This window comes from Haloarcula sp. HT12 (assembly GCF_055271655.1).
On sequence record NZ_JBUXKW010000005.1, the window covers coordinates 117,382 to 130,216 of the forward strand.

Annotated in this window: 8 protein-coding genes and 1 tRNA gene; 7 read left to right on the top strand and 2 right to left on the bottom strand. The window is 62.2% G+C overall.

The window, feature by feature from the left end; genetic code table 11:
- Window positions 1-26 precede the first annotated feature (26 nt).
- The 4 genes from ACY9XZ_RS16965 to sufD all read left to right on the top strand — a co-directional run bounded on the left by ACY9XZ_RS16965 (window position 27) and on the right by sufD (window position 7,797).
- Window positions 27-4,058 carry a DNA polymerase domain-containing protein gene (locus ACY9XZ_RS16965; RefSeq protein ID WP_463458213.1) on the top strand — a complete coding sequence of 1,344 codons (4,032 nt, stop codon included), beginning with the start codon at window positions 27-29 and terminating at the stop codon, window positions 4,056-4,058.
- A gap of 125 nt (window positions 4,059-4,183) precedes the next feature.
- The gene (locus ACY9XZ_RS16970; RefSeq protein WP_463458214.1) at window positions 4,184-5,116 is read left to right on the top strand and encodes an ATP-binding cassette domain-containing protein; all 933 of its coding nucleotides are present in this window, start codon (window positions 4,184-4,186) and stop codon (window positions 5,114-5,116) included.
- 36 nt (window positions 5,117-5,152) lie between these two features.
- A complete protein-coding gene (gene sufB, locus ACY9XZ_RS16975; RefSeq protein WP_310895368.1) occupies window positions 5,153-6,583 on the top strand; it encodes a Fe-S cluster assembly protein SufB in 1,431 nt (476 codons plus the stop codon).
- A gap of 2 nt (window positions 6,584-6,585) precedes the next feature.
- Window positions 6,586-7,797 (top strand): Fe-S cluster assembly protein SufD, encoded by a 1,212-nt coding sequence (gene sufD, locus ACY9XZ_RS16980; protein ID WP_463458215.1) that lies wholly within the window; start codon window positions 6,586-6,588, stop codon window positions 7,795-7,797.
- A gap of 74 nt (window positions 7,798-7,871) precedes the next feature.
- Here the strand turns inward: sufD and ACY9XZ_RS16985 are convergent, their stop codons facing one another.
- A complete protein-coding gene (locus tag ACY9XZ_RS16985; RefSeq protein ID WP_463458216.1) occupies window positions 7,872-9,503 on the bottom strand; it encodes an alpha-amylase family protein in 1,632 nt (543 codons plus the stop codon).
- A gap of 243 nt (window positions 9,504-9,746) precedes the next feature.
- Here ACY9XZ_RS16985 and ACY9XZ_RS16990 point away from each other — a divergent pair, with 243 nt between their 5' ends.
- From ACY9XZ_RS16990 to ACY9XZ_RS17000, 3 genes are all read left to right on the top strand, one after another.
- Window positions 9,747-10,229, top strand: coding sequence for a ferritin-like domain-containing protein (locus ACY9XZ_RS16990; protein WP_463458217.1), 483 nt, complete (start codon window positions 9,747-9,749; stop codon window positions 10,227-10,229).
- A complete protein-coding gene (locus tag ACY9XZ_RS16995; protein ID WP_463458218.1) occupies window positions 10,226-10,660 on the top strand; it encodes a metal-dependent transcriptional regulator in 435 nt (144 codons plus the stop codon). The genes ACY9XZ_RS16990 and ACY9XZ_RS16995 overlap by 4 nt, the downstream gene beginning before the upstream one ends.
- A 120-nt stretch (window positions 10,661-10,780) precedes the next feature.
- Window positions 10,781-10,853 (top strand) — tRNA-Gln (locus tag ACY9XZ_RS17000).
- A 319-nt stretch (window positions 10,854-11,172) separates the two neighbouring features.
- On the opposite strand, the gene ACY9XZ_RS17005 is transcribed toward ACY9XZ_RS17000, so the two are convergent.
- The gene (locus ACY9XZ_RS17005; protein WP_463458219.1) at window positions 11,173-12,783 is read right to left on the bottom strand and encodes a Na+/H+ antiporter NhaC family protein; all 1,611 of its coding nucleotides are present in this window, start codon (window positions 12,781-12,783) and stop codon (window positions 11,173-11,175) included.
- Window positions 12,784-12,835 lie beyond the last annotated feature (52 nt).

Below are 12,835 nucleotides of genomic sequence, written 5' to 3' on the forward strand. Positions count from 1 at the left end.
TGCGCCATCTCGAAGCACGGCCAAGAATGAGTAACGGGAACCAGGAAACGCTGGGGGCCTTCGAGCAAGACGCGGACGAGGACCGCCCGGTCGCCGACGAAGCGGCGGCCATCGCGGGCAACGGTGGGAGCGACGGTGGGACGAGCGTCGTCGACCTCGACGAGCGCCAGTTCCCGCCGGTCGAGGAGACCGTCGAGTTCGTCGTTACGCAGGTCGACTATACCATCGAAGGCCAGGGCGACGAGGAGTTCCCGGTCGTCCACGTCTTTGGCCGCACCGACGACAACGAACCGATGCACGCGCGGGTCTTCGATTTCAAGCCGTACTTCTACGCGCCGACCAGCAGCGTCACCGAGGACGAACTCCGCCAGTACGACAGCATCACCGGGTGGGAGGAAGCCGACGAGAACGGCGACCCTTACGAGTCCATTCGGGGCGAGCGACTGACAAAAATATTCGGCCAGACGCCCCGCGACGTGGGACAGATCCGCGACGATTTCGACCACTACGAGGCCGATATCCTCTTTCCCAACCGCCTGCTCATCGACAAGGACATCACGAGCGGCGTGCGGGTCCCCGCCCGCGAACTCGACGACGGCAGCCTGAAGGTCCACCACGAGGAGATACGGCCAGTCGAGGCTCACGCCGAGCCGCGGGTCAACACATTCGACATCGAGGTCGACGACCGACAGGGGTTCCCCGAGGACGGCGAGGAGCCGATCATCTGTCTCACTTCCCATGACTCCTACCGCGACGAGTACGTCGTCTGGCTGTACGAGTCCCCAGACGGCATCGACGGCCCCGAGGCCCTGGCCGGCTACGACCCGATTCGAGAGGACTTCGAGGCCGACGTTCGGGTTTTCGACGAGGAGGAGGCCATGCTGGAGGCGTTTGTCGACTACATCGTCGACACGGACCCGGACGTGCTGACGGGCTGGAACTTCGACGACTTCGACGCGCCGTACTTCCTCGACCGCCTGGAGGAACTCCAGAGCTACAACCACGACTACGACCTGCAGATCGACCGCCTCTCGCGGGTCGACGAGGTCTGGCGCTCGGGCTGGGGCGGCCCCGATATCAAAGGCCGGGTCGTCTTCGACCTCCTCTATGCCTACAAGCGCACGCAGTTCACCGAACTCGAATCTTACCGGCTCGACGCCGTCGGCGAGCAGGAACTCGGCGTCGGCAAGGAGCGCTACACCGGCGACATCGGCGACCTCTGGGAACAGGACCCCGAGCAGTTGCTGGAGTACAACCTCCGGGACGTGGAGCTCTGTGTCGAACTCGACCGCGAACAGGACATCATCGACTTCTGGGACGAGGTCCGGACCTTCGTCGGGTGCAAACTGGAGGACGCGACGACGCCCGGCGACGCCGTCGATATGTACGTCCTCCACAAGCTCCACGGCGAGTTCGCGCTCCCCTCGAAAGGCCAACAGGAGAGTGAGGACTACGAGGGCGGGGCCGTCTTCGACCCGATTACCGGCGTCCGCGAGAACGTCACCGTACTGGACCTGAAGTCGCTGTACCCGATGTGCATGGTGACGACCAACGCCAGCCCGGAGACGAAGGTCGACCCAGATGCCTACGACGGCGACACCTACCGTGCCCCCAACGGCACCCACTTCCGGAAAGAACCGGACGGCGTCATCCGGGAGATGGTCGACGAACTCCTGTCAGAACGCGAAGAAAAGAAGGAACAGCGAAACAGCTTCGACCCAGATAACCCCGAGTACGAGCGCTTTGACAGGCAGCAGGCGGCAGTGAAGGTGATTATGAACTGCTTCACGCCGGACACGGACGTGCTGACGCCCGAGGGGGTCCGCAACATCCGTGACCTCGAGATCGGCGACGAGGTGTATTCGCTGGACCCCGAGACGGAAGAGATGGAGGTCAAGCCTGTCGTCGAGACACAGTCGTACCCGGACTACCGCGGCGAACTGGTCGACATCGAGACGAGCAAGATGGACTTCCGAGTCACACCGAATCACCGGATGCTCGTCCGAAAGAACGAGACGAACGGTATCACTGAGGACGAGTACCAATTCGTGGAAGCCGGCGACCTCGACGACGCGACGAACTACGAACTCCCGCACGATTGGGACGGACCGGACGGCGATCCGTTAGACACGATTGACCTGACCGAGTTCGTCGACGACTACGAGGTGTGGGTCCGGCCGTCGGTCCACGGCCATACGTTCGCCTCGGAACTGGGGTACTACCCCGACACAGTGCTGAAAAACGACATCGGGCAGGAAGGGTACGTGTTTGGACCCGATGCCTTCGAGGCTGACCGGGAGTATATCGAACGTGTTGCGGAGCGGACGTATATCCACGCCGAATCGGGTCGGAAGTGGATTCCGCGAACAGTCGACGGTGACGACTTCCTCGAACTGCTCGCGTGGTACATTACCGAAGGGAATGTCTACACCTCCGAGACGAAGCAGTTCGGCGAGAAGACGCGCGGGTCAGCGACGATGGTCAAAATAGCACAAAACGCCATCGCTGACGGCGGCGAGTCAGACCACGCGGCCATCGGTGACCTGCTCGACCGGATAGGATTCGACTACTACGTCGACGAGCGGAGCTACCAGTTCACCTCGAAGCTTTTGAGCGACTTGCTCCGCGATATCTGCGGCGGAGATAGCTTCGAGAAGCGAATCCCTGATTTCGTCTTCGACCTGAGCGAGCGACAGAAGCGTCGGTTCCTTGAGACGCTCATCGCCGGTGATGGCGACCGCCAAAAGAACTCCTGGCGGTACACCACGTCCAGCGACCAGCTGCGGGACGACGTGCTACGGCTCTGTGCCCACCTCGGACTGACCGCGAACTACAACCACGACAGCGGGTCGTGGCGAATCTACGTCACGGAAGATAGTAAGAACACGCTCCGGATGCACCGCAGTGGGTCCGAGAGTACAGCCGAGAACGGCGTCTACTGCGTCACCGTCGAAGACAACCACACGCTCATGGCCGGCCGCAACGGGAAATTCCAGTTCGTCGGCCAGTCGTTATATGGCGTTCTGGGCTGGGATCGCTTCCGCCTCTACGACAAGGAGATGGGAGCCGCTGTTACCGCCACCGGTCGCGAGGTCATCGACTACACCGACGAAGTCGTTGCCGACGAGGGGTACGAGGTCGTCTACGGCGACACCGACTCCGTCATGCTCCAGCTTGGCGACGTGGGTCCCGACGACGTCGAGGGCGACGTAGAGATCACTGACGAGATGCGCGAGAAGCATCCCGAGATGGGCGAGGACGAACTCGAACTCATCGCCACGACAATCCAGAAAGGGTTCGAACTGGAGGAGACGATCAACGCCTCCTACGACGAGTTCGCGATGGAGCAGCTCAACGCCGAGTTCCACCGCTTCGAGATCGAGTTCGAGAAGCTCTACCGGCGGTTCTTCCAGGCGGGCAAGAAGAAGCGTTACGCGGGCAACATCGTCTGGAAGGAGGGGAAACACGTCGACGACATCGACATCACGGGCTTCGAGTACCAGCGCTCGGACATCGCGCCCATCACGAAGCGGGTCCAGAAGGAAGTCATCGACCGCATCGTTCGCGGGGAGGACGCCGAGTCCATCAAGCAGTACGTCAGCGACGTCATCGAGGATTATCAGGACGGCAACGTCAACTACGACGACGTGGGGATCCCCGGTGGCATCGGGAAGAAACTGGACAACTACGATACCGACACCGCACAGGTGCGGGGCGCGAAGTACGCCAACCTCCTGCTGGGGACGAATTTCCAGAGCGGCTCGAAGCCGAAGCGGCTGTACCTCGACCGAGTTCACTCCGATTTCTTCCAGCGCATCGAGGAAGAGGAAGGGTTAGACCCCCAGCGTGACCCGCTGTACGGCGAGTTCCGCCGGGACCCCGACGTAATCTGCTTCGAGTACGCGGACCAGATCCCCGAGGAGTTCGAAATCGACTGGGACAAGATGCTCGATAAGACGCTGAAAGGCCCGATTGCCCGGATTCTGGAGGCAATGGACATCTCCTGGGAGGAGGTCAAGTCCGGTCAGGAGCAGACGGGACTCGGCAGTTTCATGTAACTCACGGACGGCGGGCGCTTACTGCTGCGAGAAATATTGTTTCTATATACTGAAGTTGAGTTCACGGCAATGCGAAAGCTTCATGGGTGAAACGTACCTTCTTTCGGTTGACCTAAGAGATACCTATGGCTAAACTCGAAATCAACAATCTCCACGCAGAAGTCGCAGAAGAGGACGGTGAGACGATTCTTCGCGGTGTCGACCTCGAAGTCGAGTCCGGCGAGATCCACGCGCTGATGGGTCCCAACGGCTCGGGCAAGTCGACGACGGCGAAGATCATCGCCGGCCACCCCGCTTACGAGGTAACCGACGGCGAAGTGCTCATCCACCTCGAAGCGGACGAGTTCGGTGACGAGGAGATCCCGGAGGAGCTCCGCACTTGGGACCTGCTCGACCTCGAACCGAACGAGCGCGCCGCGCTCGGCATCTTCCTCGGCTTCCAGTACCCGGCCGAGATCGAGGGCGTCACGATGGTGAACTTCCTCCGCACCGCGCTCAACGCCAAGCTCGAAGAGCGCGAGGAACTGTTCGAGGACGACGACGAGGAAGAGGAGGCCGAAGCCGAGGGCGGCGACACCAACGAGGACGCCGCCGGCTACGACACCTCCCCGATGGAAGGCAACGTCGAAGAGGGCGAAATCGGCGTCGCCGAGTTCCAGGAGATCCTCCAGGAGAAGATGGAGCAGCTGGACATGGACGAGAAGTTCGCGTCCCGGTATCTCAACGCTGGCTTCTCGGGCGGCGAGAAGAAGCAAAACGAAGTTCTCCAGGCCGCGATCCTCGAGCCCTCGATCGCCGTGCTCGACGAGATCGACTCCGGACTGGACATCGACCGACTGCAGGACGTCTCCAACGGGATCAACGCGCTCCGTGACGAGCAGGGCGCGGGGATCCTCCAGATTACCCACTACCAGCGCATCCTCGACTACGTCGAACCCGACCACGTCCACGTGATGCTCGACGGCCAGATCGCCACCTCCGGTGGCGCCGAACTCGCCGAAAAGCTCGAAGACGAGGGGTACGACTGGGTCCGAGAGGAAGCCTACGAGGCCGCGTAACGCCCTTCCGTACACAGCGATAACACTACACACACTATGAGTTCAGATCAAGACCACCTCAAAGAAACCGACACGGAGAAGCGCTTCGAATTCAAGAAGGAGGAGAAATCCGCCTTCGAAGCCGAGAAGGGCCTCACGGAGGAGACCATCCGGGTCATCTCCGAAGACAAGGACGAGCCCGAATGGATGCTCGAACGCCGCCTGCGCGCGCTTGAGCAGTACCAAGAAATGCCGATGCCGACCGGCTGGCCGGGCGCGCCCGACCTCTCCGAGGTCGACGTCGACGAGATCGTTCCCTACATCCGCCCCGACATCGAGACGCGCGGCGGGGTCGACGACTGGAACGACCTCCCCGAAGAGATCCAGGACACCTTCGACAAACTGGGCATCCCGGAAGCCGAGAAGAACGCGCTCTCGGGCGTCGGCGCGCAGTACGAATCCGAGATCGTCTACCAGAACATGCAGGAGCGCTGGGAAGACAAGGGTGTCATCTTCTGTGACATGGACAAGGCCGTCCAGGAACACGAAGACATCCTGAAAGAGTACTTCATGACCAAGGCCGTGCCGCCGAGCGACAACAAGTTCGCGGCGCTGCACGGCGCCATCTGGTCCGGCGGGTCGTTCGTCTACGTCCCCGAGGACACCACGGTCGACATGCCGGTGCAGGCGTACTTCCGCATGAACTCCGACGGGATGGGCCAGTTCGAGCACACGCTCATCATCGCCGAGGAGAACTCCGAGGTCCACTACATCGAGGGCTGTTCCGCCCCGAAGTACTCCGAGTTCAACCTCCACTCCGGCGGCGTCGAAGTGTTCGTCAAGGAGAACGCACACGTCCAGTACTCCACGGTGCAGAACTGGTCGAAGAACACGTACAACCTCAACACCAAGCGCGCCATCTGCGAGGCCGACGGCACGATGGAGTGGGTTTCCGGCAGCATGGGCTCGAAAGCCACGATGCTGTACCCCTCCACCGTCCTCAAAGGCCCCGGCGCGACGGACAACCACATCACCATCGCCTTCGCCGGCGAGGGCCAGGACATCGACACGGGTGCGAAGGTCTACCATAACGCCCCCGAGACCAAGTCCACCATCGAGTCCAAGTCCATCAGCAAGGACGGCGGCCGCACGAACTACCGCGGTCTCGTCCACATCGCCGACGGTGCCGAGGATTCCTCGACCTCCGTCGAGTGTGACGCGCTGATGTTCGACAACGAGTCCACCTCGGACACGATGCCGTACATGGAGATCAAGGAGTCCAAAGTCGACGTCGCCCACGAGGCGACCGTCGGCAAGATCGGCGACGAGGACGTCTTCTATCTGCAGTCCCGCGGACTGGACGACGACGACGCAAAGCAGATGATCGTCGCCGGCTTCATCGAGCCGATCACGGAAGAACTGCCCATCGAGTACGCGGTCGAGCTGAACCGCCTCATTGAGCTTGAGATGGAGGGGTCGCTCGGATAACCATGAGTACGCAGGTACACGCCAATCTCACAGAGACCCAGGTAGAACAGATTTCGGAGGACCTCGGCGAGCCCGAGTGGCTGCTGGAGACGCGAAAGGACGCGCTCGCAGCGCTCGACGAGCTCGACATGCCGGACGTCATCCGGACGCCGGGTCGCACCTGGACGAACCTCGACGCGCTCGAATACGAACGGCTGGTCGACCCGCTCGACTACGCACAGGACAAGGACCGCGTCGACGCAGAGGGCGTCGAGGTCCTCTCTTGGAGCGAGGCGCTCGCGGACCACGAGGACCTCGTCAAGGAGCACTTCGGCAGCACCGTCGACCCGCAGCGGGACTACCTCACTGCGCTGTCGACGGCCCTGTTCTCGGCTGGGACAGTCGTCTACGTCCCCGAAGGCGTCGACGCCGAGGACGTGAAGATCCGGACGACGATGAACAGCCAGTCGCTGTTCAATTACACGCTCGTCCTCGCCGAGGAGTCCTCCTCGGTCACGATTCTGGAACGGCAACAGACCGGCGAGACGGTCGAGGCCGACCAGTACTACTCCGGTATCGTCGAGGTCGTCGCCGAGGAGAACGCCTACGTCCAGTACGGCGCGCTCCAGAACCTCTCGGAGGAGACCTACAACTTCCAGGTCAAGCGCGGCCACGCCGACACCTACGCCACGGTCAACTGGATCGACGGCAACATCGGCTCCCGCCTGACCAAGTCCAGCGTCGAGACCCGACTGCTGGGTGACTCTTCCGAGTCACAGATCCTGGGTGCGTTCTTCGGCCACGAGGACCAGCACTTCGACATCGCCAGCCGCGTCTGGCACGAGGCCGAACACACTATCGCCGATCTCGTCACCCGCGGGGTCCTTGACGACGAGGCCCGCTCGGTGTACGAGGGCGTTCAGGACGTCGGCCGCAGTGCCTGGGACACCAGTTCCTACCAGCGTGAGAACACGCTCATGCTCTCGGACGACTCCGAGGCCGACGCGTCGCCGAAGCTCATCATCAACAACCACGACACCGAGGCCTCCCACTCCGCGACAGTCGGGCAGGTCGACGAGGAAGACATGTTCTACATGACCTCCCGCGGTGTCGACCCGGAGCGAGCGAAGAACATGCTCGTCGAAGGGTTCTACGTCCCCGTGCTCGAAGAAGTGCAGGTCGACGAACTCCGCGAAGACCTCGACCAGCTGATCTACGAGCGTCTGCGAGAGTAATCACCGATTACTCTCGCAGGCGGGTAGCCCGCGAACAACATTCTGTTTTGCAGTCGAGTGTGGCTGCTGCTAGCTCACCAGTCGCTCTTGTCGCCGCGAAGCCAGACGTAATCACACGGGTCCAAGAGGAAGGTGACGCCGCCGTCCGCGATGTGATAGCCGCCGTCGCCGAGTTCCTTCGACGTGTCGGCGTCGGGGACCTCCCACTGGAGCACTGACTCGCGGTACTCGTCGGCGAAGTTGTGAGCGAAGATGAACGCGATGTCGTCGGTGTCGACGCGGTGGACGAGCACATCTTTGTGTCCCGATTTAGCGAGGTGGAGGTCGCCGTCGCTCAGTTCCGGGTTGCGCGTACGGGCCGCGGTGATGCGCTGAACGCGTGACAGCAGCGAGTCGGGGTCGCCGCGCTGGTCGGCGACGTTGATGTGTTCGTAGCTGTATTCGGTGCCGACGACGGGTGGGTTGTAGCAGTCCTCGCGGTCGGCCGTCGAGAAGCCGCCGTTCTCGGTGTCGTCCCACTGCATCGGTGTTCGGACCGACTCCCGTTCGTCGAGCCACAGGTCCGAGCCCATGCCGATTTCGTCGCCCGAGAGGACCACCGGCGTCCCGGGATACGCGAAGAGGAGGCTGTGGGCCATTTCGATGCGGTCGTGGTCATGACCGAAGAGATCCGCGAGTCGGAGCCGGTGACCCCGACCGAAGATCCACGAGGAGCCGTCGTCGGGGCCGAAGTACTCGCGGGCGTGCTCCAGCGCCTCGTGGGGGAGTTTCAGGAGGTTCCACTCGTCGTGGTTCCGGAGGAAGTTCGCCCACTGACCGACGCCGGAGATGTCCGGCAAGACCTCGTTCGCGCGGTGAAGCGGCCAGGTGTCTTTGACGCCGACGCCGTACACCATGTGGGCGTTCAGGACGAAGTTGAACATGAGGTCGAACGCCTCGCCGTCCCCGAAATAGTAGTCGAGATGCTCGGGCTGGTCGTCGGCCTCGGCGATGAGTACGGCGTGGTCTTTCGCCGCCGTGGCGACGCGTTTCAGTTCCTTGAACAGCTCTATGTCCTCGGTCGTTCCGTTGTGGCCCTTGGGCAGAAGCATCGGGTGGGCGGCGTCGATCCGAAAGCCGTCGGCTCCCTGGTCCAGCCAGAAGCGCATCACGTTGTGGATCTCGTCGCGGACGGCGGGGTTGGCGACGTTGAGGTCGGGCTGGTGATGATAGAACTGGTGGAAGTAGTGCTTGCCGGCGGCGTCGTCGTAGCTCCAGACGCCGTCCTCGCGGTCTGGAAAGATGTTGCCGGTCTTGTACGCGTCGTCGAGATGGCTGGTCCAGAGGTAGTAGTCGTGGTACTCCGAGTCAGGGTCCTCGCGGGCACGCTGGAACCACTCGTGGTCGGTCGAGGTGTGGTTGAACACGAGGTCGGTGAGGACGCGGATGCCGCGGTCGTGTGCGCGGTCGGTGAGTTCCCGGAAGTCCTCAAGTGTGCCCATCCGATCGTGGACGCTGTAGTAGTCCGCGACGTCGTAGCCGTTGTCTCGGAGCGGACTCGGGTAGAACGGCCGGAGCCAGAGACAGGTGACGCCCAACTCATCGATGTACTCGAGTTTCTCGATGAGACCCTGGAAATCGCCCCAGCCGTCGCCGTCGCTGTCGTTGAACGTCTTCACGTCCAGCGTGTAGATGACCGCATCTTCGTGCCAGTCATTTTCAACCATTGCTTGTATCTGTTATCGTGACCCAACGTCTGGTAGTTTCGGGTTAGAACTGTCTCACTAACGAGTCCGGGCATTCGCGACGGTCACTGCTGGACTGACTGACAACATCCCGGACGAAGTATCGGGAGCACGCAACGGGCGGACAACCGTGGGAGCGTGGTCCGGCGACAGGGAACCGCTTAAGTCCGGCCCTCCCCGAACTACGTGTATGACCGCAGCACAGCGCCGAGTGGGGGTGATGCCGTGAGTCTCACACAGCCGGTTGTATCCGACCATCAACTCGCCCGGCTGCTACAGATCGGTATCGTCCTCGAAGAGGTTGTCGAGGCACGGTCCGCCAAACACGCCGAGGAAACGAGCGGTGCGCACGAGCAGGCGGTACTCGACCTTCTCGAACACGCCGAGACGGAGTCGGCCGAGCACCGGCGGCAACTGGAGGAACTCATCGACGACCTGGAAGCCGACACCGTCCCGTTCGAGGAAATCGAGACCCTGGTCGAGGCCCAGTACGAAGCCGACGAGGACTTCGACGGCGTGCTGTACGACCAGCTCTGTAACGAGGAAACGGCGTACAAGTTCTACGACGACCTCATCGAAGCCATCGAGGCGTCCGACGTGACATTCACCATCGACCGCGAGCGACTGCTTGCCGTGCTATCGGATATCCGCGAGGACGAGGCGGAGGGCGTTGAAGACGTGACCGACCTGATGGAGGACTACCAATGAACACGCAGGCCCAGTATCTGAAAGCGATCTATCTCACGCAACAGCAAGAAGACGGTCCGGCATCCACCGGCGACGTGGCCGACATGCTCGATGTCAGCCCGGCGAGCGCAAACGAGATGATCGGCAAACTCGAGAATAGAGGGCTGCTGAACCATGAAAAGTACAAGGGCGTCGACCTCACCGACGACGGCATCGCACAGGCGCGGGAAGCGCTCCAGAACTACTGCATCATCGAGCGGTTCCTCATCGAGGTGCTAGAGGTCGAGGAGTTCCGTGCCGAGGCAAAGCAGCTGGAAGGCGTCATCGACGAAACCGTCGCGGATCGCCTCGATACGATCATCGACCGCCAACCGCAGTGTCCGGATTGTTTCGACCCCGAGGACGACGTCTGTGCCCTGCTGGAAGTCGAGGCCGAAGTCACCAGCGACTGACCGCACGCTCTCGAAGCGTTCAAGTGCGTTCCGTCGATTATTCCGAACGCGGTAAGTGCAGTCCCGCGGTGGTGAGCAGAACCGGACGGTTCTGCGAGGTACGCGGGACGAGCGAAGCGAAGTCCCGTGGTGTAGTGGCCAATCATAAGGGCCTTTGGAGCCCTTGACGGCGGTTCGAATCCGCCCGGGACTACTTTTGCCGCGAGCAACGTCGCGAGCGGCAAATACGTTCAGCGGATTCGAAGCAGGGAGTGGAGCAACGCGGAGCGACCGCGGTTCGAATCCGCCCGGGACTATCTAACTGGGCCTTCCAATGCTTGTGACCGCGGGTCCCGCACGGTCCCCCGAACGGTCGAGCGACTCCCGAGAGGACCCGTGGCAGCGTCGCCACGACAGTTCGCTGGGCTGGCAAGAACAGCCCGCAATCGGTCGTCTCGTCGGGGACCGGAGAAAGGCGAACGGGTGTGCCGCAAGCGGCTCCAATTTCCAAGCGGTATTCCAAGACTCGTCCGTCAGTCGTCGCCCGGAGCCACGTCCTGAAGCGCCTGCGTTGTCTTGGGTTCGACGCCGCGGCGTCGGGCGTCGAATTCTGAGAGGCCATAGACTATGCCGACGAGCGCGAGAACACCGACTGGCAGCAGGACGAATGGCGTGATGCGGGTGAATCCCCACACCAGCATCAGCCCGGCGGTCACGAGGACGACCGTGGCCGCGTAGTAGAACTGTGTGCGGACGTGGTCGATGAGGTCGGCCCCGGTGAACGTCGACGACAGGACGGTCGTATCGGAGATGGGCGAGGAGTGATCGCCGAAAATGGCGCCCGAGAACACCATCCCGACCATGACCGCGACCATCTCGTGGCTCCCGGTGAGATTCCAGGCGACCGGGATTGCGATCGGGGTCACGATGGCCATCGTCCCCCAGGAGCTCCCGGTCGAAAAGGCGATGAAGGCCGCGGTGAACAGCACGACGACGGGCAACACCTCGGGCGTGAGGAACGCCTCCACGAAGTCCGCGACGTAGGCACCCGTCCCGAGACCGCCCTCGTCGACCGGTGAGACGACGTTGCCGATGCCCCACGCGAGCACCAGAATTGTCGCCGCTGTTAGCATGATGCCGAAGCCGTCAATGGTCGTATCGACGCTTTCACTCAGGGACAGCACTCCGTAGGCGTAGCCGAGGACGTAGGTGGTCGCCACCATGGCGAACGACCCGAAGATGAGCGCGAGGGCGTAGTCGGCCCCAGTGACCATGTCGTACAGTGAGGCGCCGGGTTCGTAGCCGGTGTACAGCGCCGACCCGACGGTGACTCCGATGAGGACGACGATAGGGAGGATGAACGACAGCAGCCGGGGGTCGTCGACGTTGGGCTCGCCGAGTTCGGACTTGACGTCCTGCATCGGCCGGGCGTCGTCACGTGTCACTTTCCCGGTCTCGGAGGCCCGGTGCTCGGCGGCGAGCATCTCGCCGTAGTCCCGCTGTGAGAGGACAATGATGCCGACCATCACGATGGCCAGAATCGAGTACATGTTGTACGGGATGGACTCCAGGAACACCGTAAACGAGTTTGGGATCTCGCTGGCAGCCAGATCCGTCGCCTCGTAGCCCGACTCGATCATCGACAGCTGGAAGGCGACCCACGAGGAGATGGCGAGCGTCGCGACCGGTGCCGCCGTCGAGTCGACGAGATACGAGAGCTTCTCTCGGGAGATGTTCAGGTTATCCGAGATATCTTTCATCGTGCTCCCGACGACCGCCGTGTTGGCGTAGTCGTCGAAGAACAGCACGATCCCCAGAACCCACGCCGAGATGCCGGCCTTTCGCTTGGTATCGATGCGTTCGCCTGCCCACCGCTGGACGGCGTGGGAGCCGCCCAGCCGCCATATCATCGCCACCGCCGACCCCAGAAGCAGCGTAAAGATGAGTATCTGGGCGTGGAAGACGCTATCGCCGATGGCTGAGGCGATCCAGTCGAAGGTCTGTCCCAGACCGACGCCCCCCGTGAGGATAACGCCCCCGGCCCAGATGCCGAGGAACAACGACAGGACCGCCTTCCGCGTGGCGATGGCGAGGGCGATTGCCAAAAGTGGCGGCACGAGCGATACGGCACCGAATTCTGACATACAAACAACATTACTGTCATTCTATTTAAACCCCTCCGGATGGGTTTAAATA

What these genes read in the sequence shown, in the direction of transcription:
- sufD (WP_463458215.1), top strand. Translation starts at nt 6,586, where the DNA reads ATGAGTACGCAGGTACACGCCAATCTCACAGAGACCCAGGTAGAACAG.
- ACY9XZ_RS16985 (WP_463458216.1), bottom strand. Translation starts at nt 9,503, where the DNA reads ATGGTTGAAAATGACTGGCACGAAGATGCGGTCATCTACACGCTGGAC.
- ACY9XZ_RS16965 (WP_463458213.1), top strand. Translation starts at nt 27, where the DNA reads ATGAGTAACGGGAACCAGGAAACGCTGGGGGCCTTCGAGCAAGACGCG.
- ACY9XZ_RS16995 (WP_463458218.1), top strand. Translation starts at nt 10,226, where the DNA reads ATGAACACGCAGGCCCAGTATCTGAAAGCGATCTATCTCACGCAACAG.
- ACY9XZ_RS16970 (WP_463458214.1), top strand. Translation starts at nt 4,184, where the DNA reads ATGGCTAAACTCGAAATCAACAATCTCCACGCAGAAGTCGCAGAAGAG.
- sufB (WP_310895368.1), top strand. Translation starts at nt 5,153, where the DNA reads ATGAGTTCAGATCAAGACCACCTCAAAGAAACCGACACGGAGAAGCGC.
- ACY9XZ_RS17005 (WP_463458219.1), bottom strand. Translation starts at nt 12,783, where the DNA reads ATGTCAGAATTCGGTGCCGTATCGCTCGTGCCGCCACTTTTGGCAATC.